Annotated in this window: 18 protein-coding genes and 1 pseudogene; 13 read left to right on the forward strand and 6 right to left on the reverse strand. The window is 42.2% G+C overall.

Annotated elements, in window-relative coordinates; genetic code table 11:
• Positions 1-79: 79 nt before the first annotated feature.
• From V7K50_RS21140 to V7K50_RS21170, 7 genes are all read left to right on the forward strand, one after another.
• Positions 80-373, forward strand: a complete 294-nt coding sequence (locus V7K50_RS21140) for a microviridin/marinostatin family tricyclic proteinase inhibitor (RefSeq protein ID WP_334963383.1) — start codon at positions 80-82, stop codon at positions 371-373.
• Positions 374-1,034: 661 nt separating this feature from the next.
• Positions 1,035-2,240 (forward strand): hypothetical protein, encoded by a 1,206-nt coding sequence (locus V7K50_RS21145; protein ID WP_334963385.1) that lies wholly within the window; start codon positions 1,035-1,037, stop codon positions 2,238-2,240.
• Positions 2,241-2,543: 303 nt separating this feature from the next.
• The gene (locus V7K50_RS21150) at positions 2,544-4,721 is read left to right on the forward strand and encodes a serine/threonine-protein kinase (protein WP_334963387.1); all 2,178 of its coding nucleotides are present in this window, start codon (positions 2,544-2,546) and stop codon (positions 4,719-4,721) included.
• Positions 4,722-4,969: 248 nt separating this feature from the next.
• Positions 4,970-5,941 carry a PP2C family serine/threonine-protein phosphatase gene (locus tag V7K50_RS21155; RefSeq protein WP_334963389.1) on the forward strand — a complete coding sequence of 324 codons (972 nt, stop codon included), beginning with the start codon at positions 4,970-4,972 and terminating at the stop codon, positions 5,939-5,941.
• 207 nt (positions 5,942-6,148) lie between these two features.
• Entirely contained in the window at positions 6,149-7,429 is a 1,281-nt protein-coding gene (locus V7K50_RS21160) for a vWA domain-containing protein (RefSeq protein WP_334963391.1), read from the forward strand.
• A gap of 89 nt (positions 7,430-7,518) precedes the next feature.
• On the forward strand, positions 7,519-8,280 hold the full coding sequence (locus tag V7K50_RS21165) for an FHA domain-containing protein (protein WP_334963393.1): 762 nt from the start codon (positions 7,519-7,521) through the stop codon (positions 8,278-8,280).
• 122 nt (positions 8,281-8,402) lie between these two features.
• Positions 8,403-9,788: a hypothetical protein gene (locus V7K50_RS21170; protein ID WP_334963395.1), complete on the forward strand. Its 1,386-nt coding sequence runs from the start codon at positions 8,403-8,405 to the stop codon at positions 9,786-9,788.
• Here the strand turns inward: V7K50_RS21170 and V7K50_RS21175 are convergent.
• A complete protein-coding gene (locus tag V7K50_RS21175; RefSeq protein ID WP_334963397.1) occupies positions 9,769-11,637 on the reverse strand; it encodes an alpha-amylase family glycosyl hydrolase in 1,869 nt (622 codons plus the stop codon). The two genes, V7K50_RS21170 and V7K50_RS21175, sit on opposite strands and share 20 nt — an antisense overlap.
• A gap of 176 nt (positions 11,638-11,813) precedes the next feature.
• Here V7K50_RS21175 and V7K50_RS21180 point away from each other — a divergent pair.
• Positions 11,814-11,993 (forward strand): annotated as a pseudogene (locus tag V7K50_RS21180) (IS1634 family transposase); the annotation flags it as partial.
• Positions 11,994-12,330: 337 nt separating this feature from the next.
• Here V7K50_RS21180 and V7K50_RS21185 read toward each other — a convergent pair.
• Together V7K50_RS21185 and V7K50_RS21190 are read right to left on the reverse strand one after the other, a co-directional pair.
• Positions 12,331-12,927 carry a hypothetical protein gene (locus tag V7K50_RS21185; RefSeq protein WP_334963401.1) on the reverse strand — a complete coding sequence of 199 codons (597 nt, stop codon included), beginning with the start codon at positions 12,925-12,927 and terminating at the stop codon, positions 12,331-12,333.
• A 201-nt stretch (positions 12,928-13,128) separates the two neighbouring features.
• The gene (locus tag V7K50_RS21190; RefSeq protein WP_334963402.1) at positions 13,129-14,478 is read right to left on the reverse strand and encodes a helix-hairpin-helix domain-containing protein; all 1,350 of its coding nucleotides are present in this window, start codon (positions 14,476-14,478) and stop codon (positions 13,129-13,131) included.
• A 463-nt stretch (positions 14,479-14,941) separates the two neighbouring features.
• Between V7K50_RS21190 and gatA the strand changes: the two genes are divergently transcribed.
• Entirely contained in the window at positions 14,942-16,402 is a 1,461-nt protein-coding gene (gene gatA, locus V7K50_RS21195; protein WP_334963404.1) for an Asp-tRNA(Asn)/Glu-tRNA(Gln) amidotransferase subunit GatA, read from the forward strand.
• An 87-nt stretch (positions 16,403-16,489) separates the two neighbouring features.
• Here the strand turns inward: gatA and V7K50_RS21200 are convergent, their stop codons facing one another.
• Positions 16,490-16,945: a helix-turn-helix domain-containing protein gene (locus V7K50_RS21200; RefSeq protein ID WP_334963406.1), complete on the reverse strand. Its 456-nt coding sequence runs from the start codon at positions 16,943-16,945 to the stop codon at positions 16,490-16,492.
• 529 nt (positions 16,946-17,474) lie between these two features.
• Between V7K50_RS21200 and V7K50_RS21205 the strand changes: the two genes are divergently transcribed.
• Positions 17,475-18,101 (forward strand): PadR family transcriptional regulator, encoded by a 627-nt coding sequence (locus V7K50_RS21205; protein ID WP_334963408.1) that lies wholly within the window; start codon positions 17,475-17,477, stop codon positions 18,099-18,101.
• Between the two features lie 77 nt (positions 18,102-18,178).
• On the opposite strand, the gene V7K50_RS21210 is transcribed toward V7K50_RS21205, so the two are convergent.
• Both V7K50_RS21210 and V7K50_RS21215 read right to left on the reverse strand, forming a co-directional pair.
• Positions 18,179-19,177 (reverse strand): aldo/keto reductase, encoded by a 999-nt coding sequence (locus V7K50_RS21210; protein WP_334963410.1) that lies wholly within the window; start codon positions 19,175-19,177, stop codon positions 18,179-18,181.
• Between the two features lie 358 nt (positions 19,178-19,535).
• Positions 19,536-20,222: an HAD family hydrolase gene (locus V7K50_RS21215; RefSeq protein WP_334963413.1), complete on the reverse strand. Its 687-nt coding sequence runs from the start codon at positions 20,220-20,222 to the stop codon at positions 19,536-19,538.
• A gap of 214 nt (positions 20,223-20,436) precedes the next feature.
• Between V7K50_RS21215 and V7K50_RS21220 the strand changes: the two genes are divergently transcribed.
• The 3 genes from V7K50_RS21220 (at position 20,437) to V7K50_RS21230 (ending at position 24,276) form a co-directional block, all read left to right on the forward strand.
• Positions 20,437-21,210, forward strand: coding sequence for a glucosamine-6-phosphate deaminase (locus V7K50_RS21220; protein WP_334963415.1), 774 nt, complete (start codon positions 20,437-20,439; stop codon positions 21,208-21,210).
• Positions 21,211-21,221: 11 nt separating this feature from the next.
• Entirely contained in the window at positions 21,222-21,842 is a 621-nt protein-coding gene (locus V7K50_RS21225) for an rRNA large subunit pseudouridine synthase E (protein WP_334963417.1), read from the forward strand.
• Positions 21,843-22,485: 643 nt separating this feature from the next.
• Positions 22,486-24,276, forward strand: coding sequence for a calcium-binding protein (locus tag V7K50_RS21230; RefSeq protein WP_334963419.1), 1,791 nt, complete (start codon positions 22,486-22,488; stop codon positions 24,274-24,276).
• Positions 24,277-24,310 lie beyond the last annotated feature (34 nt).

Here is a 24,310-nt window from a genome sequence, read left to right on the forward strand (position 1 = left end):
AATACTTGTGCTGGGAAGTACTATGTAATATCATCAACTACAGTATAAATTTAAATTCACTTTTCATAGGAGGAAGATTGTGTCTGACAATAAACCAAAAGATTTGAATTCACAAGCGATACCGTTTTTTGCTCGATTTTTAGAAGCGCAAAGCTTGGAAGACTTATCCAATCAAGAATCAGAAGCAATTATCGGTGGAACCTGTGGTGTAATCAAAAAAAACGATGATCAACAGGTTCAAACTTTGAAGTACCCATCCGATCAAGAAGATAGCTCGATCGTCACAAAAAAGTACCCATCTGATACTGATGAGTTTTTTGTTACTCAGAAGTACCCTTCAGACGGGGATGAACACAATTTTTCGATAAAATAACTGCATATTTTTGATTACATCAAAGACGCAGTTTTGAAGAAATTATCACAAAAAAATGCTGTTAACTTTGCCAACTCCTTCTATGGGTTGGCTTCCGATTAAAATTAAGTTTACTTTTTTAATACCGGTCATCGGCTTTTTCTCCTGACAATATTTCTGTTGCTAAGTAGGTAGGCATAATTAAACATAAAATAAAATCCTCGCTCGTAGTGAGCGATTCATCGCTCAAAACAACAATTATCAGGACTAAAGTCCTTACTACAAACTTCAATTTAGGGAACTCCAAGAAATAAATTATCCAATTTCACTCCTTCAAAACGGCTTTTTCTCCCCCTGCTCCCTGCCCCCTGCCCCCTGCTCCCCTGCCTTAAAAGCGATGGGATATTTATTTATCTGGAAGTCCCTTATTTACGCCTAGCTACTTATTAGCATCTCTAATGGATCTAATATTTTTTGTGGGATGGGTGTCCCCCCACGTCCCAGATTTAGAGCGCTCATGTTGCCCACCCCACAAAATGGATAATTTATTTCTTGGAAATCCCTTAAGTCACGTAAAAATGGGGGAACCGGGAGTTATATTATCAAGAAAGGCAGAAGGCAAAGAGGTCTGAATCCCATTCTGAAGTGAACCTTCTACCTCTTGTCTTTCTTTGTAATCTTCATGACTACCGAAATTGATCAACTCTTAATTGACTGGAAAAATAAAATTCAAGTAGTTAGCCAAAATCTGTTTGATCTACAAGAATTACCAACATATCAGCGCCTTTGTGGGAGTTCTGGTTTTCCTAAAGTTCATTTGACAGGGATTACTGCCTTAAAAGTGACTCCAGCATTGGAGGCAATGAACGATTTATTTCAATATTTTGACCTATTGGTGCAAATAGTTGATCAAGCCAGTAGATTGCGGCAGCAGCTGCCAAGGTTTTTACCAACCGAGCAAAAAATCAACGAAATTAAACAATTATTAACAGGTGCTTCGATTCATCTGTCTGTTGTGCAAACGCCATTAGCCGAGAGAGAATTATTGAGTGCTAATCAACAACCAAAGGCGATCGCACCTACACAATTATTACAAGTAATGACTCAGGCTTTTTCTGTTGCCAGAGATGCAGTGCTGGCTGTTGATGCAGCTTGGGCTAATCTAGAAGTGATACTCAAAGATGCAGAATTGCAAATTATCTCATGGCAAAACTTAGCTGAATCACTCAATCAAGGCTCTTGTGGTGAGCTGATTCAAGCTACTGAAGCGATCGCTTTGATGCGAGATAAAATTCAGCAAGACCCTTTAGGAGTGAGTGCAGATATAGATCGGCAAATTAAGCCACTGCTAGCACAAGTAGAATTAGTATTAAAGCAAGCTCAGAAACAACAAACTCAGTTACAAGAAAAACTAGCGATCGCTCACAATTTATTAAAACAATTAATTAAACTTCACTCAGAATCTGTCGCCGCTTTTGCGGAAAGCCAAGAAAAGGTTTTGTATTTAACCCAGTACACTCCATTAGCTCAAGAGCAGATGGATGCACTCAGTCAATGGCTCACACGCTTAGAAAACAAACTAGAGGAGGGTTTAGTTAATCCAGTTATGGTTGGTTTAGATAATTGGATCAGCATTGCTAGAGAATATATCGCAGTAGAGCAACAAGTATACACAAATCATTGCAATTTGTTACAAACTCGTCGGGAGTTACGCGGACGACTAGATGCCCTCAAAGCCAAAGCACTCGCACGGGGATTCGTTGAAGATGCAACTTTGGTTGACTTGGCACAAACAGCAAAGCAGCTCCTTTATATGCGCCCAACTCCCTTAGATAAAGCATCTGAATTAGTTTCCCAATATGAAAAACGTTTAAATAGCCAATATTAGGGGAACAATAGAGGAAAAATCACTCTGGAGTTTGGACTCTTGACCGAAAAAAATCATCAATAAGTCCCTAAATTTATTTAACGTGAGTTCCACAAGTCTTATTTGACCTCTCCCCCAGCCCCTCTCCGACGCGGAGAGGGGAGCAAGAACTGAATTTTTTGTTGCTCCTCCCTTTCCGTTTCGGAGAGGGAGGCTGGGAGGGAGAGGTTCATCGAACTCACGTTTATTTATGGTTGCTGAGTTTGTCAAAGTATGGGAACAATAATTTTGAATTCCCCGCAGGGGTTGAGTTAGGAGACTTTCATGAACAGTCTTAGCTGCACACGGAATGGATGTACTGGCACTATCGAAGATGGGTACTGTGATGTTTGTGGGTTAGCAGCAGTAAAATCTCCAGATATCAGCCAGAAGCAAAGTGAGGCAAATACCCTCAGAACTTCACCAATTACCACGGGTACTGGTTCTTCTCCCTTAACTAATCGTTCCAAGGGTTCCCGGCGTACCATTAGCACCTCGGCTCGTAGTAGCCGCAGACAACTGGGAGCAGGATTAATTTCTGTCCCCGAATTGCCTTCAACGGAACCAGAAAAAGCGATTATTCCTAACCCAATGGTGCCAGAGAATAAACGCTTTTGTAGTAGTTGCAATCAACCTTTGCGGCGAGAAAAGGGATTTTGTAGCAAATGCGGTCAGAAGTATTCGTTTATTCCGAGTCTTAATCCTGGTGATTTAGTTGTCAAGCAATACGAAGTCAAAGGAGCGATCGCTTATGGTGGTTTAGGTTGGATTTACTTAGGTTTTGATAAAATTCTATCCCGCTACGTAGTGTTAAAGGGATTGCTCAACGCCGAAGACGCATCAAGTGCAGCCGTCGCTGTGGCAGAAAGACAATTCTTAGCAACAGTGAAACACTCTAATATCGTGGGGATTTACAACTTTGTCAACCACGAGACTGAGGGTTTTATTGTTATGGAATATGTCGGCGGTCAAACCCTGAAAGAAATTCGTAAAAGTCGCGGTAAACTACCAGTGGCAGAAGCGATCGCCTATATTCACCGCATTCTCAGTGCATTTGCTTATTTACATTCCTTGGGGTTGGTATACTGCGACTTCAAACCAGATAACATTATGGTCGAAAGCGGCGATGTCAAGTTAATTGACTTAGGCGGTGTCCGTCGCATTGATGACTTGGATGGTGATATCTACGGTACTGTGGGCTACAGTTCCCCCGAAGCAGGTGAGGGACCCACGGTAGTTTCAGATTTGTTTACCATTGGTAGAACTTTGGCGGTACTGCTGACAGATATTAAAGGTTTTAGCAAAGAACACCTTTATACGCTACCTAGTCCCGAAGAAGAATCGCTATTTGCCCAACAAGAATCACTGTATCGATTTCTGATTAAATCTACCGCCGAAAATCCCGATGACCGTTTTCAGTCGGCTGATGAAATGGCAGATCAATTATTGGGTGTACTGCGGGAGAACGTCGCTATTTCTAGTAATGTTCCTCGTCCAGCCACCAGTAATTTGTTTGGCGGTGATATGTTGGCGATTAACCACAGTGGTAGCTTTGAACCAATTAAGGCTGAGTATGAGCAATTACCTATACCAATCTTAGATTCTAGCGATTCTGGCTGTAATATAGTGATGAACGCCAGTGCGATCGCTGATCCACTCAAACGAAGGGATAGTTTAAAAGCTGTCGTCAACCAATTGCCCAATTCTAGTGAAGCATTGTTGCGGTTGGCAAATACCTTAATTGAGATAGGTGATTACGAAGAAGTAGAACAAACTATCGCCAAAATTGAAGCCAAAGACCCTTGGGACTGGCGAATTTTTTGGTATCGGGGTCGGTCATTGATGGCGCAGAATAAACCCATAGAGGCACAAAAAGCCTTTGACCAAGTTTATTTTGACTTACCAGGAGAATTAGCGCCCAAGCTGGCGTTAGGGTTAGCAGCAGAACAAGGGCAAAATTATCCACTAGCGATTAAGATGTATGATTTAGTATTGCGTACTGACCCTAGTTATGTATCAGCAGCCTTTGGATTGGCTCGTTGTCTGAGTGCCCAAGATAATCGCATAGTTGCGGTAGCAGCATTAGAACGTGTACCCCAAACCTCTAACTTACATACGCGATCGCGCGTAGAAATTGCCCGTACCTTGATTAATGGCGATCGCTCTGCACCCGGTACTCAAGAACTGCAAGCCGCTTCCGCAGCCATTGAAGCACTGACTTTAGAAGGTAGCGATCTCTATCACCTGACGAAACAAATATTAGAAACTGCGTTAAATTTACTCACCTCACGACAACTACAAGCTGCTGCTGATTTCATGATTTTAGGACAGCCGTTACAAGAAGTGCATCTGAGAAAGGGATTGGAAAAAGCCTTGCGGAATATCGCCCATCTAGCAACTGGAAACGAAAAAATTCGTTTAGTTGATGAAGCCAATCGAGTCCGACCGAGGACAATTTTTTGAGGATTGGCGATTAGTAACTATAGCGCTTCTCTGTTGACCGTAATACAGACCTAACCCCCAGCCCCTTCCCTAGGAGGGAAGGGGAGTAAGATTCAAAGCCTCTCTCCTAAAAGGAGAGAGGTTTGGAGAGAGGTCAAACTGTATTGCATCCAAGTGAGAACCGCTATATAAAATGCCCAATGACCAATACTTCGACTCCTTTCGACTTCGCTCAAGGCAAGTCGCTCAGTACAAGTGCCCAATGACCAATGACAATTATGCAATGTATGAATTGCGGTGCATCCATATTGGCTAGTGACAAATTTTGTGAAGAATGCGGCATACCCTTGACTGCAAGTAAACCGCCAACCTCAACTAACGGCTGTGAAAAATGCGGTGCAGGAATTGAAGCAATTGATGCTGAAGGATACTGTTCTAATTGTGGATTTCGCCAAGAGTCACGAGAACGGAATCGCCTAGAAGCGATCGTAAATTCGGAATTAGCCGGAGTTAGCGATCGCGGACTCAAACACCACTCCAATGAAGACTTCCTCGCCTTACAACACATAACTAACTCGCAAACAAATATCCTGGTAGTTTGTGATGGCGTTTCTAGTTCTGCACAAGCTGATTTAGCAGCCCAAACCGCCGCTCAAAGTGTGTGTTTGGCTTTAACAAATGCCCATCAAGAAAAAAACCTCAATGCAGCAATTAAATCTGCCTTTGCCATTGCTTCAACATCTGTAAGCGATCTAACTTATACTAAAAATCTCAATAGTGACCCACCATCCACCACTATTGTCGCTGCCATTGTGCAAAACGGCACTGCTACTATTGGCTGGCTAGGTGACAGTCGCGCTTATTGGATTTCTGCTCACAGTTGCCAACAATTGACTCAGGATAATTCCTGGCTCACGGAAGTAGTAGCAGCAGGAGAAATGACACTAGCAGAAGCGATACAATCTCCCAATGCTCATGCAATTACGCGCTGGCTGGGAGCCGATGCAGTTGAAAATGCAGAACCCTCAATTGTCAACTTCACAATTCCCGGTTCAGGAAACCTGATTTTGTGTACTGATGGTTTGTGGAACTATCTTTCCGAAGCAGCCGATTTGGGTAACTTGGTAGAGCGATCGCTCAGTACAGATGCAGTCACGATATCTCGCACACTTGTAGAGTTTGCCCTAAACCGTGGTGGACATGACAACATCACCGTTGCTGTTCTGCGTTTAATAGAATAATTTTTATACCTATACTCCCGCAAATTCAAAGTCTTAGATCCCCCCAACCCCCCTTAAAAAGGGGGGCGAAGAAATTCTTAAAGTCACCCTTAAAAAGGGGGGCGAAGAAATTTTTAAAGTCACCCTTAAAAAGGGGGATTTAGGGGGATCGAAAAATCTAGAAAGCTAAACGAAAAGTTTGAAAACATTCCCCAATCCCCATTATTTATGTCTAACAAATTTACAGCCGAAGTCTTTCAAAACCAATACTTATCCGAAGGTGCAAAAGAAGTCCATGCCATCATGACTGTCACCGTTGAAGAGGGTGAAGGCGTTGCAGTTGCTGCCAGCACTGGCAGACTTTTTGGCATTATCTGCGATATCTCTGGCTCAATGGGAGGTAACAAAATTCATGCCGCGAAGGAGGCAATGGTTAAAGTTGTAAATTTGCTACCAGAGGATGCCCATTTCTTTATTGTCACTGGTGCCGGTAAAGCTAGTGTGGTTTTTCCTGTATCTAAAGCTACATTTGATAAAAAGCAGCAAGCGATCGCAGCAATCAAAAATATCATGGCTAATGGTGGCACCCTCATGTCTACTTGGTTAGCTGAGGCGCTGAAACAGTTCACCAAGATACCCGATGCAGTTCGTCAGGCTTTACTACTCACAGATGGACAAAACGATGATTCCGATGAGCAACAACTGAAAAAAGTTTTACAGATGTGTGAGGGAATTTTTCAATGTGATTGTCGGGGTGTCGGTACTGATTGGCGAGTCGCCCAACTGCGGGAGATTGCAACTAAACTCCTTGGTACGACAGATATTATTCCCAATGTTGAGATGATTGAAGCCGACTTTCGGGCGATTCTCGAAAAAGCTATGAGTAAGGATGTCAGTGATGTATCCCTGCGTCTGTGGACACCCCAAGGGGCAAAAGTGCTGTTTTGTAAGCAGGTGAGTCCCGATATTGTTGACTTAACACACCGTGCTAAATCTGTCAAGCCTCAAGTTGTTGATTACCCCACAGGTGCTTGGGGTAAGAAAGAATCCCGTGATTATCACTTCTGCATTGAGGTGAACCCAGGCAACGTTGGGGATGAGATGTTAGCTGGGCGGGCAAGTTTAGTGTACACCCTCAATGGCACAGAAACCAAAGTAGCCGAAGCGCGTATTTTGGCAACCTGGACAGATGATGATGCTAAATCCACCAAAATTAATCGGCGGGTTGCCCATTATACCGGACAGGCAGAACTTGCCGAGTCAATTCAAGAAGGATTGGAAGCCCGTTCTAGAGGTGATATTGAGGTTGCGACTGCTAAATTAGGCAAGGCGGTACAACTAGCCCATGAATCAGGGAACGAAGCCACAGCCAAACTATTAAAAACTGTGGTTGATGTCCAAGATGCGCCAACGGGTACGGTGAAACTGAAGCGAGAGGTAGCCAAGGAAGACGCGATGGCTTTGGAAACTCGTTCGACTAAAACCACTCGGATTTCTAAATCTCAATAATAGTCATTGGTCATTGGTCATTAGTCGATGCTTAGTAACTTAAAACAAAGGACAAATAAGGATCATAAGTAGTTTCGGTGTGTCAACCTATGTCTATATCTAAATGTCCTAAAGGACACGAATCAACCGAATCAGATTTTTGTTCAGAGTGTGGTGCAAAAATTCTGGGTATACCTGAATTAGTGTTAGCTGAAAACGTAATTCGTTTAACAGTATCACAAACCAAAGTTGCCGAAAACTGTCCAGATTGCAGCACTCCCCGCGAACCTGACAGTGGAGACTTTTGTGAAATTTGCGGTTACAACTTTGTCAGTGGGGGACGTGGGGAAGTGCCAATTCTCAAAACCAAGGAAGCAGAAGAACAGAATACGCAAGATAAAAAAACAGAAATTCCCGATTCGCAATCCCCAACACCCACTTGCCCTGAGCGAAGCCGTTCGCGTAGCGTCTCGCAGAGAAGGGATGCCCAATCCCCTATAGTTGCTTGGGAGGTGATTATCACCATCGACCCATCTCTACGCTCTCCCGAAAGCCCAGAACCGCCAATCAATCAACGAGCGATCGCATTTCCCCTAGAAAAGCCAAATAATCTCATCGGTCGAAATAGCCAAGTACGGGCAATTCACCCAGAAATTGCCCTGGATTTTGATGATGCTGTCTCTCACCGCCATGCTTTGCTAAATCGGCAGACCGACGGGACATTTACTCTGCGCGATATTGGCTCTTCTAACGGTACACAATTTAAAGGTGTGGAATTGAAGCCAATGGTGGATATTCCATTACAAGACGGAGACGAATTCACACTAGGACATTGGACTCGAATCGCAGTCAAGATAATTCGTAATTCGTAATACTTCGGCTACGCGGTAGTAGAGCGTAGCGATGCACTGAGCGTAGCCGAAGTGTCGAAACTCAGTACAAGTTCGTAATTACTTGGTTAAGCTATTCGATAATCATCATTAAGTAGAAAAATATGAGTAAAATCATCAGCATTTCAAGTCAAGCAATTAGGAAACTCAATACCCCACAACTGCTTAAGGGTGGTTTATATTTAACCTGGTCAGCGACTATTTTATTACTAATTACTACAATTAGTGGAGTTCAAGGGCAGCGACAAGCCATCAAAACTCTTGGTAAAGATTCAACACCCAGCATTGTGACGGCTCAACGCCTGAAGGACGCATTTGCAGGTATGGATGCTAATGTCGCTAACGAATTGTTAGTACCAGCAGGACAGAACACAGATGCTGTTAAGGGTTACGAAGAACGATACCAAAAAGCTGCTGAAAGGCTGGTTGCTGCTGCTGAGAATATCACCTACGGGGATAAAGAACGAAAACCCATTGAGAGTATGCAACTGGGGCTAGGTAATTATATTGCTAAAGTTCAGCAGGCGCGGGACTTCCATCAAAGCGGTGATACTAATTCAGTGCTGGTTGCTTACCGTGCAGCTGCCGAAATTATGGATAAAACCCTGTTACCAGCAGCCGATGAGTTAGATGAGGCGAATTTTGCCGAACTGAAGCGTAGCTACAGCGAGGAAAAGTTTGCCTCTGGCAGATCCCTATTTTTTATTGTGATTTCTGGTGTGATATTAATTGTTGTGCTTGTAGGGTTTCAGGTATTTCTGAGTCGGAGGATGCGGCGGACACTTAATCCTTACTTGTTAGCTGCAACTGCGATCGCCTTCATCTTTCTAGGATACACCACAAAGGCTATTCTCTCATCTGCCAATAATCTTACCCTGGCTAAAGAAAGAGCTTTTGATTCAATGCACGCCCTACGACAAGCCCGCGCCATTGCTTACAGTGCCGATGCCGATCAAAGCCGCTACCTACTCGATCCCACATTTGCTTCCAAGCACGAACTAGCTTTTATGGAAAAGGCCAGCCGACTCGCCAAGCTGACTGATGGACTGACTGTGGAGAACATCACAGCAGCTGTGAAACAGGATAAGGATGTTAAAGGTTTTACGGGCTTCTTAGCTGACGAACTGGTGAACATTCCCGGTAATTTCTTTCCTGGTGAACAAGAAGCGGCTTTGGCAAGTTTCTCCACTTGGGAAAACTATATTGCGATAGATCAACAAATCCGTCAACTCAACCAAAGCGGTAAACTGCAAGAAGCGATCGCTCTCTGCCTGGGTGACAAACCAGGACAGTCAAACTGGGCGATTGATCAGTTCAAAAAAGCCAATCAAAACACCTTTGATATTAACCAGGCTGTCTTTGACAAAGCAATTAAGCAAGGTGATGATGATGTCACAGGTTTCGAGATTACTACCCCAATAGCAGTGAGTGCGATCGCTCTTTTAACTCTATTTGGATTACTACCGCGTCTTAAGGAGTACTCTTCATAAAGATATAGCCGTAGTTAGATGGCACATCAACCTTGATTAATTCATCGTCACGACTCACAGAAATCTTCAAGGGAGCGGAACGTAGACTATCGTCAATCATTTCTTGATAAGTACCTGCTTTTGAAAAAGGAACCGAGATTGATTGCTTTTGATCAGAAAAATTGAGAAACACGATCGCAACTTGATCTGCTGCTGTAGATTCTCTTCTGTAAGCTACGACTTGATTATTAGACTGGGCATTGTAGTTGTAAGAATCGCGGCTACGGAGAGCAGGGTAAGTGTGCCTGAGCTTTCCTAAAGTTCGGTATAGACGCACGAGACTAGCACCGAATTCATCATAAAAGTACTCCCAATGTACATCACGCCGCAAACGGATGCGCCCATTGCCATTGTTTGGCAGAAAGTAGTTTTCTGCAAACTCCTGTCCTTGCCAAAGCATGGGAATTCCTTGACAGGTGTATAGAGCGATCGCAAATGGTTGTAGCTTATAATATTTGCTTCTATCTCCAAAGGGAATATTCTCTGGATCTGTTGTACCAGCTTCAGTCCCCACAAAATAAATTAACTGGCTATGATCGTGACTCTCAAGATACTGGAATGGTGCAACAGGCATTTCCACTGGTTGCTGAATAATGTCCTGTACTGTTTTCGTAACCGGGTAGCCAATGATGCGTGTATCAAGTTGGTCAAGGAAATTACTATCCACATAATTCCGCTTTGCCATATTTTCTGCTGTATTTAGCAGTCCATCTTGCCAAGTAGCGTTGGAGTAAGTGTTTGTGAGAATTAGTTGGGGTTGGTTTAATGCTTCTGGTACTTGAATAATCCGACTGTATTCCCCATTTTTGACACCACCAGAAGGGGTAAACCGGGGAATCTGGAGTGATTTAGTGTAGTTGTCATAAGCTATCTTGGCGTACTTAATACCCGTAGCACCGTCGTAGAGATCCGTGACTTCATCGTAACGGAAACCATCTACATGGTACTCATCCAGCCAATGAAAGTTAGCAGTCTGGATATAATCACGGGCAAACTCTTGATTGAAGTCAATTTCCGGGCCGAATGGTCCATTGTTACCAATCATGGGACTGGTAATCCCAGCATTCTTGTAGATCAGATGATAGGGAAAGGTATAATCAACGTGTTGATAGACAACATCCAAAATTACCGCCACTCCAGCATTATGGCAAGCATTAACTAAACGCTTTAATCCCTGGATACCACCCCACCGCTCATTAGGAGCAAAGTAGTGTAGAGGCCCATAACCCCAATCAAAGTCTAACTTTAAACTGGTTACTGGCATTAACTCCAAGCAAGTGACACCAAGACTCTTGAGGTAAGGTAGACGCTCAACTACACCGTCAAAGGTGCTGTTAAACTCTTCTACATGTAGCTCATAAACAACCAAATCTTCAAGTTCTGGCGTTTTCCAATTATCATCAGTCCAAACAAAGTCAGGAACAAAGTCGGGAGTTACAAAAGCAGACAGTTCACCGATATCTGTTGTTTTAGCAAAAGGATCGGTAAACCAGGAAGTGATTAGGGTTTTATTCTGTAGTAGCTGGTATCGGTATAGATAGGTTCCGGGTTGTCCAAAATGAGTTCCAGGTTTAACGGGAATGTTAATATTGGCTTCCCAGCGATTGTTATCAGAACCCGACACAGGTTGTAGGGGAAAATCTAGAGGTGGGATATCTGGATTAAAGCGATCGTCTTTGTGTATTATCCGCACCAGCACCTCGTAACCATTGGCGAGGCTAATCGAGGGTAGGTAAACCCCAAACCTGACATTTACTCCCAAATCAGTAATTGCAGAGACAAAGGCACCAACTTCGTTGAGATTAATCATTTTTTATCTCCTGTTTTTGTACGGTTCATCTTGGGTTGAATTTTGGCGTACTTCGGTAGGATAACTTTAATCTCTGTCTAATTACTCCCCGTTGCCCATTTTTTACGGAGTTAGAAAAATAAGTATATCGAAAGGCATATTTATAAAAATGACTAAGTAGGTATAAGTTCGGTGATATGACGACAGAACCCATAATCACAAACGAACGAGTCGATGATATACCTGTACTGCTAACACAAATAAAGCCTCTGGGTGTAAAAAAGCTAATAGACAAGCACTTCCCAAGACATGGAAATTGGCAAGGTGAGAGTTTGGGTAGCGTAGTAGTAATGCTGTTGATTGAGGTGAAAGGGCAAACATTAACAATTCAAAATTCAAAATTCAAAACATTTCAGACGGGGATTTAAAGCCCGATGGTTCCTGAGCGTAGCCGTTGGCGCAGCCTCTCGTAGAGAAGGACTGAAATGGGTGCTACATATAGATTGCAGGTTCTTAAGCCCTTTAATTTACGATAAATTTACTTCCCTCCCCAATATATCAGGGAGGGTTAGGGTGGGCTAAAACCTTGGTTAATCAGCTATTCTTGTTTATCGCTGATGTATATTATACCACCATAAACACCTTGGAGGATGTTTTAAAAGTTCTCTTGTCAGTAGCAAAACGTTCTAGAACCTCCTAACTATCTGTAAAAGCTCAACCTTTCAAATTAACCTTACCCTCAAACTTTGACATATCTTGATGAGATAAAAATTTCTCACTACTGTGATAATTTTTCCGCCATTTTTCGAGTTGATCTATAGATATTGATTTAGATATGACGTTCACACCATTTCCTCGCCAAGCGACTTCTGAATCTGTTGTGAAAACCCCACATTCTAATTGATCTAGCCTCATATTCCAATATTCACTAAATCGACCTTTCAAAGTAATAACTTGCTCAAATACCTTGTTTCTATGTTTATTTCTTCTTTTTCTTTCTGTAGCTCCTGTTGCTTCTGTATCAATAAACTTAGTTTCAATTAAAAACAGACTGCCTTTAAAGGTCAGGAAGACGAAATCACACTTTCCTAAATCTGTATAATCTGAAATTGGAGATTTTTCAAATAACAGCAATTCAGCGCATGAGGGAAACAATTCTTTAATATTCAGAAATAAATAAGCTTGCAATAAAAGTTCCTTGTCATAAGGAAACAATATCACTCCTTCAAAAAATTTTTGAATGTCCTCGTGAGTTTGGGGTTGAATTTTTTTACAGTATGAAACAAATCTATGTAGCTCGTTTACGATCATCAAGTTATAACTCCTTCCCCCGTTCGCAACCTTAAGGGTGTTAGCATAAAAAGATACCACTCCCTCAAAGAAATTATCATCCGCATAAGTAACTAAAAAAACGATTGAAATCCTGAATACTTAAGGCAATTTACTGTTGACAGTTCAATAAAATTAATTTTTAAGCTGCTTTGCAGTATTGGTAGATTTTTATTTCTGTTGTCAACTACCAGTCAGCGATTTTATATGAGCGTGAAAACTGGCATTTTGCAAAGCTTGAACAGTTATTCTAGAATCTTGTACGCAAAATTGCCAACCCAAACGAACAAGTTTACGAGAAGTCTCAGTTTGGATAATTCCAATCACCGGCATTTTTGCCTTTTCTTTGTCTCCTGACTGTTCTTGCAAAATTGTTTTCAAGTGATGTAGGTAATCGATATTACCTGCTTGCTGGGGATTCAACTCCACCATCACCATTTGTACTGTTTCCACTGGTTCTGCATCTTCAAGAATAAATTGAGTTTGCTCGTCGCGTCGATCTACTTTTCCCCAAATAATCAATCTGGTATCAACTACGAGTAGTGAACTAATGCGTTCATAAGTTTTAGGAAAAACTACAGCTTCTGATTGTGTAGTTAGGTCTTCGATTTGCAATATTGCCATCTGATCGCCTTTTTTAGTAACCACTTTTTTCACGTTATTTAACATGACAACTGCACAAAGCCTTGTTTCTTCCCTTTGTTCTCCCAGTTGAGAAAGGTTAATCGGTGTCAAAAGTGGTGCTAGCTGTAAGGATTTCAGGGGATGATCTGAGACATAAAAGCCTAATAATTCTTTCTCCATCTGTAACTTTTTCTGTGGGGGTAAATCCGTCACAGGTTTAGATTTGGGAGCAGTTTCAAAGGCATTATTTGCTCTTTTATTTTGAGTCGAAGAAAATCCGTCGCCTAATAAATCCAAGAGATTACCTTGACCACTGGCTCTATCTTTAGCCCGAGATTGTGCCCAATCATACACTAATTCGGAGTCGTTAATTAACTGTTGACGGTTGGCTTCAATTTTGTCAAAGGCTCCACAGTAAATCAGCGATTCCAGAGTTCGGCGGTTAACGGCACGTAAATCCACGCGATCGCAAAAATCAGCGAGGGATTTAAACTCTCCTGTCTCATCTCTCGCCTCTAAAATACAAGCGATCGCATTTTGTCCCACGTTACGCACCGCCGAAAATCCAAACAGAATCTTTCCTGCCGTTGGCGTAAAATCAACACCAGAACGATTAATATCTGGCGGATCTATGGAAATCGCCATATTTGTACAGTTAGTAATATATCTCTGTACTTTATCGGTATCACCACTGTTAGCCGTTAACAGTGCCGCCATATATTCCAATGGGTAATTAGCTTTTAAATATGCTGTTTGATATGTTACATAACCATAAGCTGTCGAATGAGATTTATTGAAGCAATTGGAAGCTATTAAGCAGTTTTTGAGCGCAAAATTATGGTCACGTTCAACCCCAATGTCATAGACATTTTGTTTGCCTAAATATTTACGTGTGGCTATTTTGATCATCCTAGCGTACCCCCTGAAAAAAATTTGCGAAATTATAAAATTATATAAATCTGTAGTATTTATAAAGCTTGTAATACAAAATTATATCACTAGAAAACACTGCAATACTCTTACACAAAAGTAGCCAATATATCAAAATTTCGCTAACCTACTGAATAAACGGTTGATAGCCATCTATTTGCTGTTTTTCAAAACTTAATCAAACACATTTCAATACATATTTCAGATGGGTGGGGAGTAGGGAGATGAGGGAGCAGGGGAGGCAGGGGGAGAGAATGCCCAATGCCCAATACCCAATGCAACTCTTGGAGAAGCTGCGCCAACCACTTCGCGGTAGTTGAGCGTAGCGATGCACTGAGCGTAGTCGAAGTGTCGAAACTCAGTACAAGTGCCCAATACCCAATACCCAATCTCGACCAATATGTACTAAAATCAATGACTTGAGTCACAACAGAGAGCAATCATGGCATCCATCCGCGAGTTGCACCAACAACTGGTTATAAAAGAACGTTCTGCCGTTGAAATTACCCAAGAAGCTTTAAAGCGCATTGAAGCGTTAGAGCCGAAATTGCACAGCTTTTTATGTGTTACCAGAGAACGGGCATTAGAGCAGGCGGTTGCTGTGGATGCCAAAATTGCTGCGGGAGAAGAAATTGGACTGCTAGCAGGGATTCCTGTGGGGATTAAGGACAATTTGTGTACCAAGGGAGTTCCTACCACCTGCGCCTCCCGGATTTTGGAAAATTTCGTGCCTCCTTATGAATCAACGGCAACGCAAAAACTGGCAGATGCTGGGGCGGTAATGGTAGGCAAAACCAACTTGGATGAGTTTGCAATGGGTAGTTCTACAGAAAACTCTGCCTACCAAGTTACGGCTAATCCTTGGGATTTGTCACGAGTTCCAGGTGGTTCTTCGGGAGGTTCAGCTGCTGCGGTATCGTCCCAAGAATGTGTAGTTGCTCTCGGTTCTGATACTGGCGGTTCGATTCGCCAACCAGCATCTTTCTGCGGTGTGGTGGGAATGAAACCAACTTATGGTTTGGTTTCGCGTTATGGTTTGGTGGCTTACGCTTCGTCTTTAGATCAAATTGGGCCATTTGCAAACACGGTAGAAGATGCGGCAATATTATTAAGTGCGATCGCAGGTTACGATCCTAAAGACTCTACCAGCCTAAAAGTTGCCATTCCCAACTATGCTGCCAGCTTAAAACCAGACTTCAAACCCAGAGGCCAGCTAAGAATTGGTATCATTAAAGAAACTTTTGGTGAAGGTTTAGATTCTGTAGTGGAACAAGCTGTTACCAAAGCAGTAGATGTACTACAAAGTTTGGGAGCGGAAATTCATATAATTTCCTGTCCCCGCTTTCGCTACGGCTTACCCACTTATTACATCATCGCTCCATCAGAAGCATCAGCAAACCTAGCTCGTTACGATGGGGTTAAATATGGGTATCGCGCTCCTGATGCAGATAATCTGCTATCGATGTACACTCGTACCCGTGCAGCTGGTTTTGGTACAGAAGTCAAACGCCGGATTATGATTGGTACTTACGCCCTTTCTGCTGGCTATTATGACGCTTACTACCTAAAAGCCCAAAAAGTCCGTACCTTGATTAAAGAAGACTTTGAAAAGGCTTTTGGCGTGGTTGATGTGTTAGTTTGTCCCACATCTCCCACTACAGCATTCAAAGCAGGGGAAAAAACTACTGATCCCTTAAGTATGTATTTAACTGACTTGATGACTATTCCTGTGAATCTTGCTGGTTTACCTAGTTTAAGTTTGCCATGTGGTTTTGATGATCAGGGGCTACCAATCGGATTACAGCTAATTGGTAATGTGTTGAGAGAAGACTTACTGTTTCAGGTAGCTTATGCTTATGAGCAATCTACTAGTTGGCATTTGCGTAAACCGCAAATATCTTGAAAATGGACATGGGGCATGGGGCATGGGTTAATCTCCTTGTCCTCTTGTCTCCCCCTGCCCATCTGCATTTGTCAGCCTGATTAATGTTCACTGATTACTGACTATTGACTGTTGATTATTGTCTTCTGAAGTCACCGATTCGGCTGTAACTTGTGGATTAAGTGTATAAAGAAGACCAGCAGATGCACCGACTAATAATAATATATAGGTCAGAACCAGAGGTATATATGTATTTCCTTTGTTGTCTGAATTTTTACGAGCATTTTTGGAGTCTTGGCAGATAACATTGGTTATGAGGCTGTGTGATAAAGCATTTCCATCTAGCCCTAATGCATCTCCATACCGACGAATGAATCCTTGAAGAAAAATAGGCTCAGGCAATTCTTCAAATCGTTCTTCTTCTAAAGCTTGTAAAACACCTGCTCGAATCATTGTTTGAGAGGCTATTTCTTCTATGCGGAGAGATTTTTCTTGTCTTACTTGTCGCAAGTGTGTGGTTATTTCCTTTAGTTGCTCTACTTGAGCTTCGTTTAAAAGCGTCACAGTATTCTCCTGTATGGGCTAATTCTACTATTCATTGAGAAGACTGGATCTGCATACGTAAATTTACTGAATATTTGTTTTTAGGATAATTTTTTCTGATAATGGTTTAATCCTTGATTTTATAGCAGGGGACTAGGGACTAGGGACTCGGGACTCGGGACTGGGGACTGGGTTGAAAGTCTTTTTATATATAGGTTTATATCATCAGTTAATGTCCTAACCTCCTTGTCCGTTGCTATAAAAATGCTAAGGGTCTTTAGGCTAAGTATTTATTTTGTCATAATGCATACCTTTAAAATCAAAGAATGGGTATGGAAATTAAAACACTAAAATTTCTAATACAAGTATTTTCTCAATGGTTACTCTCGGCTGGGATAATTGCAGCGTTTCTGCTTCAGGTTGCCGCTTTGACTAGCTTGGCGTTAACAGAGTTGCTGACTTCAAAAATCTTCATCAAAATTCTATCCCGATATATCGCGATATATTCCGATATATCGTATATTAGAGAAAGTTGATTTGAGATTTACTTATGTTTAGACATTTTCGGTCACGTTTTGGCGCACCTGCATGGGCAGGAGTTAGCGAAGATGATTCATTGCTTGTCAGGCATTGGTTTGGGCATGGCAAGCATCATGGCAGACATGATGAGAAACACTTTGGCAATGAAATGTTTGGTCGTGGTTGGGGAGATGAATATCGGACTCGTCGGGGTGACATCAAGTTCATCCTGTTGGAATTGTTATCAGAGCATCCTAGTCATGGTTACGACCTGATTAAAGAGATGGAAACTCGCTATGGTGGTTTCCGCCGCCTCAGTCCTGGCTCAGTGTATCCAACACTCCAATTGCTGGAGGAAGGTGGTTATCTCAAGAGCGCACAAGAAGGTGGCAAGCGGATTTACACGATTACGGATGAGGGTAGACAATTATTAGCAGAACGTACCCAACAAGAACCCTCAGACTCTCCTTGGGATACCTTTAAAAGTTTCGTGAAAGGTAAACCCCAAGAGTTTATTGAGTTGCGAAATGCCGCCACAGAATTAGCTGCTGCGGTGGTGCAGGTTGCTCGTAGTGGCAATATGGAGCGAATAAATCGGGTGCGTGAGCTTTTAGAGCAAGTTAAACGGGAAATTTACGCGATTCTGGCTGAAAAATAACCAAAGGCTCGTAGTAAGGACTAAAGTCCTTATTTTCTCAGCACTAAATTGCTTACTACAAACTCGTGTTGATAGTATTAGTGTTCGCTGTCGAGCATCTTCATTTGATGTTCATCATAACGAGTGCCTGCGATCGCCGATGCGGGAATTGCTGTTTCGATGCGGTTTAAGTCCTCCGGCGATAGGTTCACATCCAGAGCCGCCAAGGATTCGGAAAGTTGGGTGCGCTTGCGTGCGCCGATGACCGGCACAATGTTTCTGCCTTTTGCAAGTACCCAAGCAATAGCCAACTGCGAAGTCAGAACTCCTTTTTCTGCGGCAATTTGCTTTAACTCTTCGATTAGGCGTTGGTTCTGGGCAAGGTTTTCTTTGCTGAAGCGGGGTAAGTAGGCACGGAAGTCTCCCTGTGTGCCTGGAGTGGAGCCACTCAGCAGTCCTCGTGACAGCACGCCATAGGCAGTTACGCCAATACCAAGTTCTTCCAGTACAGGAAAAATCTCGCTCTCAGGATTACGGCTAATTAGGGAGTACTCGATTTGCAAGTCACTGATGGGGTGGATGGCGTGGGCGCGGCGAATAGTGTCCACTCCCACCTCCGATAGCCCGATGTATCGGATGTAGCCAGCCGTGACTAGCTCGGCGATCGCTCCGATGGTGTCTTCAATGGGAACTTGTGGGTCTAATCGAGCTGGGCGGTAGATGTCAATGTGGTCTACTCCCAATCGGTTAAGACTATAAGCGACAAAATTTTTCACCGAAGCGGGACGCGCATCTATACCAATCCATCCGCCATCGGGAGTACGTAAAGCACCGAATTTTACAGAAACCAGTGCTTTGTCTCGACGATCCTTGATTGCGCGGCCAATTAACATCTCATTGTGCCCACTGGCGTAGAAATCGCCAGTATCCAATAATGTCATTCCGTGATCCAGAGCTGCCTGGATAGTTGCAATGCTTTCGTTTTCGTCTGCTGCACCATATATACCAGACATCCCCATACATCCGAGAGCTATGGGGAAAACAGTTAGACCTTTAGAACCAAGTTGGCGAGGTTGAATTTTATTTTGGGTAGTCATAAAACGGTATCTCCAAGTTGTTGTAGTGTCTAGCACACTATTAATTTAAGAGAGTCAAAGCTTCTTGCGGTAATCTAAACCTGCGGAATTCTTGCCTAATCCTGCATTTCCCATCATTGTTTATCATAAAAAAATAGATTGCGGCTGCCCTGAGTGTTAGTTTCATTGAAAGCGGCGGGAAACTTCAGCCCCTTGGGGAATAGGGAATAGGGCATGGGTAAGAGTCGCCCTATGGATGACTTTCACTTTCAGAGTGCTGTTAGCGGTAGCAGGGCGTTTATCCCTTGCTGAGTGAGGAATCTCACTTATTTACTCAGAACTCAAAACTGTTTTGCCCAATGCCCAATGCCCAATGCCCTCAAAGATTAGAGGCGATCGCACTTAAATCTGGTTCAATGAATGAGTTCAGGAATGTCCACAATTGCAAATCAGTAAAATCTGGAATTGCCATAAATGCGCCGACTGACTGCAAAACTTGCGGTTCGTGGGTAGATGCTATACCAATAGTGCGGATATCTGCGCCCACTGCTGAACGAATACCAGAGGGAGAGTCTTCTAAAGCGATCGCTTCTTCTGCTGTAATGCCCAACTTGTTTAAGGCAACTTGGTAGGGTGCAGGGTCAGGTTTACCTGCAATACAATCATCCGCCAAAACAACTGTATGGAAAGCTTCTTTAATTCCCAAAACCTCTAGCATAAATTCTGCATTTAATCTAGGGGCATTAGTTACTAATGCCCTCTTTAACTGGTGTGTCTCTGTCCATGTTAGTAGTTCAAAAAATCCACTCAGGGGTTTGAGATTCGAGGCGAGTTTACGGAAAAGCGCTTCTTTTTCGTCTGCAAATTTTTGCCCTTCTGCTGCTGATAATTGTGGCAGAATGTCTTTAACAATTTCTGGATTTAGCCCCCCACTAATTCGAGATTTATAAAATGTTTCGTCAATTTCTATGCTATAAGATGACAGCATTTCCTGCCAAGCTCGGTAGTGTATGGGGTCAGTGTTGACAATAGTGCCGTCTAGGTCAAAAAGAATTGCAGCCACCATAATTTTTTGCTAAAGTGTAAATAATTGTTAACTTAATTTAAATAGCTTACATTGTTTTTTTGTCCTTAATAATTGTTCTTTGGTCAATACAGGGCAAAAACCGATAAATTAATCTACTAAATCCGAAAATCTATACTGGATAGCGCATATAAGGGCAGACAGGTAAAACCTCTCAACAAACTGCCGTATAATTGATAACCTTCGGTGTAAGCAAATGCCACCCGCTACAAACTTTTTTCGCGTTGATGATTTACTAGTGCAGATTTATAACTCTGAAGTCGAAATGGCCGAGGGTGTTGCCGAAATCGCACAAAAGCATTTACAGCAAGTTCTTAATCTTCAGGATACAGCTGCTGTATTGTTAGCAACAGGTAACTCCCAACTCAAATTTCTTGATGCTTTGATTGCATTGGGTGGTGTAGATTGGTCACGGATTATTCTGTTCCATCTAGATGAATATTTGGGAATTACTGCTGACCATTCTGCCAGTTTCCGGCGCTATATGCGAGAACGTGTAGAGAAGCGGGTTGTTCCTAAGAAATTTAACTATATAGAAGGTGATACATTGCAACCAGTAGCAGAGTGCGATCGTTACACGAAACTACTGCAAGCACAACCCATTGACTTATGCTGTCTCGGTATTGGCGAAAATGGACATTTAGCTTTTAACGATCCAGCAGTAGCAAATTTTCAAGATCCTTACAGTGTGAAATTGGTGAAACTGGATACAGTGAACCGTCAGCAACAAGTCAGCACAGGTCACTTTCCGAATCTAGAAACTGTTCCGCAATATGCTTTTACTATCACCATCTCGACGATTTGTTCAGCTAAAAAAATTATCTGTCTTGCTCCAGAAAAACGTAAAGCTAATGTGATAAAAGAGATGTTACAAGGAGCTATAAATACAAACTGTCCGGCTTCTATTCTTCGTCAACAATCTCAAGCAACATTATTTTTGGATGTTAATTCTGCTAGTTTGCTTTCTTGAACTTTTATCCGATGCCCAATAACTACCGATATATTATTTTTTACAAACCTTATGGTGTTCTCAGTCAGTTTACAAAAGACGCACCCACACATAGCACCCTAAAAGATTATATTGATGTGCCTGATGTCTATCCTGTGGGACGCTTAGACTGGGATAGTGAAGGATTGCTGCTGTTAACAAACGATGGACAATTGCAACATCGCCTCGCCCATCCACATTTTGGTCATAAACGTACTTACTGGGTACAGGTAGAGCGAATTCCAGATGCTTATGCTATCAAAAAGTTGCAAACAGGTGTGGAAATTCAAGATTACCGCACTCAACCAGCAGAAGTTAGGCTTTTAACAGAAGAAACACAGTTACCTGAACGCATTCCGCCGATTAGATTTCGCAAAAATGTACCCACAGCTTGGCTAGAAATGACTCTGACAGAGGGAAAAAACCGCCAAGTACGGCGCATGACTGCGGCTGTAGGGTTTCCGACTTTGCGACTGGTCAGGGTCAGCATCGCCCACCTACAATTAAATAGCTTACAATTGGGTCAATGGCGCGATCTGAAAGGATCTGAACTCCAATTTATACATAATGTCAGTAAATCGAAAAGTTTTCCCCCAAAGGAGAATGATCTCTAACAGAAATTCAATTTTTAACTATATAAAATTTATGTAAAGTTTAAGTTTTATCCAGCACAAATATTTCTGGGTGAATACATTATTTTAACTTATATATTTAAAATAGTCTTTTAATATTGAAACCTAAGTTAACGACAATACACCGTTAAGCTAAAAAAATTGGCAACTTGTACCAAAAAAACAGTAGATTTGAGCAAATAATTTAATTAAAGCTTACAAACATATATCAATGTATTATGAATCGGATTTATTGAAATTTTAAAGATTCAGTAAAGAAATTAATGTAACCTTGTACTTCATGGTAATTAAATAGTTACAGATAAGTTCAAAAAGTTTGGGAAAAATAGGCAAAATATTGAACCTAATTACTTAGCATTTGGGTAATAAATTAGGATTTTCAGGAAATAAATTATCTAATTTTGTAGAGTAGCTGTCTCGTTTGCTCACTATCAAAAGTGGGCTTTTGGGGTCAGCCCACAATAAGTAGTTGGATGTTTTTTGTTTAGAAGTTCCTAATCAAATAATTAATGTTTACTAACATTAGATTACGCAAATGGCAAGTAATCTACATTGAACTGATGAATAGTTCTTTGAGTGAAACTGAACTTACATATTAGTGAGAAATTCGGGAGAAATAAATAATATGGCAACGGGAACTCCAAGAAACGATACTCTAATTGGTGGTGTAGGCAATGACACACTTGATGGTGTTGCAGGTAATGACAGTCTAATTGGTGGTGCAGGCAATGACAGCCTAATCGGTGGTGTAGGCAATGACACACTCGATGGAGGTGCAGGAAACGATACTCTAAAAGGTGGTGCAGGCACTGACACCTTCAAAGGCAGTCAAGGTAATGACAACATTGATGGTGGAGATGGCGTTGATACCGTAGACTACAGTCAACTAAGTCAAACTATTACCTTATCAGGTGTCGGAACCATTCAAAAAGCTGGGGGATTGGGGCAAGATCAACTCTTCCACATAGAAAAGATTATTGCTAATGCTGGTGTTGCCAATAACACCATAGATGCATCCAAATCTCTGGCTGGGATATTTATCACGATTAACCTGCAAACCCAAAGTTTGGCTGTCAATAACATTCCTGTTTTGGGAACATTGCCATTTACTGTAGTCAACTTTGATAATGTCATCGGCACAAATGCAAATGACATCATTATTGGCGACAACCAAAATAACCAATTATCCGGTGCAAATGGCAATGATAGTCTAAATGGTGGAAATGGAAATGATATTCTCAACGGTGGATTTGGAGATGACACTCTTGATGGTGGTTTGGGTACTGACAGCTTGAATGGGGGAGCAGGCAACGACACTTATATTGTTGACAGTAATATTGACATCATTACCGAGGCTGCTGATTCAGGCACAGATGTCGTTCGGTCTTCTGCCACCTACACACTGGGTGCTAATGTGGAGAACCTCAGGGTGACGGGAACTAGCGCTGTCAATGGCACAGGTAACAGTCTTGATAACTTCCTCTTTGGTAATACTTTTAACAACACTCTGAATGGAAGAGTAGGCGATGACACACTAGACGGTAATATCGGCGATGATATCCTGAATGGTGAGGATGGCAATGATAGCCTGCAAGGTGGACCTGGCAATGACATACTCAATGGGGGGGCTGGAGACGATATCCTCATCGGTAATTTTCCCGGTAGTCTGCTTCCACCTGGATTAGGGGAGGCTGATACCTTAACTGGCGGGGCTGGGGCAGATAGATTTATCCTGGGGGACGCTCTAAATGTTTTCTACGACGATAACAATAGTGTGAATCCTGGTTTTGGGGATTTAGCTACTCTTACTGACTTCAACTCAAGCCAAGATCGAATTGAACTCAAAGGACCTTTACAAGATTACCGCCTGCAAGTTGTTGGAACCAACACCCGAATATTCGTAGACAAACCCGGATCAGAGCCAGATGAGATTATAGGTGTTGTGCAGGGGAGAAACAATCTCAGACTTGATAGTGATGACTTCCTTTTCTATGAGCGAGAAGATGCTGGAGAAGCTACAAACAACACACTAGACAGCGCTGAAGGGTTAGGTTCTTTATCATCAGGCTCAAACGTTAATCTTTCAGGCCAGATTGCAACAGTTCAACCGGGTGACAATGCCGATTTCGACTTTTTTACATTTTCTTTAGCAAATGCAGGAACTGTGACTATCAATACAGCGACATCTGGAGATACAGTTCTCGGACTGTTTAACGATACTGGGGCTTTAGTGCAATCTAATGATGATAATGGCGCTAGCAGTTCGTCATTAATCAGCAGTTTCCTCAGTGCAGGTACGTACTCAATTTCAGTGAGTAAATATGCTTTCTTACCTCAAGATGGCGGAACTTTCTCTAATCCCAATAACATCTCTAGAGATGATTTGTCTTATACGCTAGGAGTCAGTGTTGCATAAGAACCTATGTAGTCCCTAAGGAGAAGTCATAGTA

The organism is Nostoc sp. (assembly GCF_036917135.1).
Classification (GTDB): domain Bacteria; phylum Cyanobacteriota; class Cyanobacteriia; order Cyanobacteriales; family Nostocaceae; genus Nostoc.

Excerpts from the sequence above, each read along its gene's own strand:
- V7K50_RS21190 (WP_334963402.1), bottom strand. The coding sequence starts at position 14,478 with ATGATCAAAATAGCCACACGTAAATATTTAGGCAAACAAAATGTCTAT.
- V7K50_RS21225 (WP_334963417.1), top strand. The coding sequence starts at position 21,222 with ATGCCCAATAACTACCGATATATTATTTTTTACAAACCTTATGGTGTT.
- V7K50_RS21170 (WP_334963395.1), top strand. The coding sequence starts at position 8,403 with ATGAGTAAAATCATCAGCATTTCAAGTCAAGCAATTAGGAAACTCAAT.
- V7K50_RS21175 (WP_334963397.1), bottom strand. The coding sequence starts at position 11,637 with ATGATTAATCTCAACGAAGTTGGTGCCTTTGTCTCTGCAATTACTGAT.
- V7K50_RS21185 (WP_334963401.1), bottom strand. The coding sequence starts at position 12,927 with ATGATCGTAAACGAGCTACATAGATTTGTTTCATACTGTAAAAAAATT.
- V7K50_RS21210 (WP_334963410.1), bottom strand. The coding sequence starts at position 19,177 with ATGACTACCCAAAATAAAATTCAACCTCGCCAACTTGGTTCTAAAGGT.
- V7K50_RS21230 (WP_334963419.1), top strand. The coding sequence starts at position 22,486 with ATGGCAACGGGAACTCCAAGAAACGATACTCTAATTGGTGGTGTAGGC.
- V7K50_RS21205 (WP_334963408.1), top strand. The coding sequence starts at position 17,475 with ATGTTTAGACATTTTCGGTCACGTTTTGGCGCACCTGCATGGGCAGGA.
- V7K50_RS21220 (WP_334963415.1), top strand. The coding sequence starts at position 20,437 with ATGCCACCCGCTACAAACTTTTTTCGCGTTGATGATTTACTAGTGCAG.
- gatA (WP_334963404.1), top strand. The coding sequence starts at position 14,942 with ATGGCATCCATCCGCGAGTTGCACCAACAACTGGTTATAAAAGAACGT.
- V7K50_RS21150 (WP_334963387.1), top strand. The coding sequence starts at position 2,544 with ATGAACAGTCTTAGCTGCACACGGAATGGATGTACTGGCACTATCGAA.
- V7K50_RS21145 (WP_334963385.1), top strand. The coding sequence starts at position 1,035 with ATGACTACCGAAATTGATCAACTCTTAATTGACTGGAAAAATAAAATT.
- V7K50_RS21165 (WP_334963393.1), top strand. The coding sequence starts at position 7,519 with ATGTCTATATCTAAATGTCCTAAAGGACACGAATCAACCGAATCAGAT.
- V7K50_RS21160 (WP_334963391.1), top strand. The coding sequence starts at position 6,149 with ATGTCTAACAAATTTACAGCCGAAGTCTTTCAAAACCAATACTTATCC.
- V7K50_RS21215 (WP_334963413.1), bottom strand. The coding sequence starts at position 20,222 with ATGGTGGCTGCAATTCTTTTTGACCTAGACGGCACTATTGTCAACACT.
- V7K50_RS21155 (WP_334963389.1), top strand. The coding sequence starts at position 4,970 with ATGACAATTATGCAATGTATGAATTGCGGTGCATCCATATTGGCTAGT.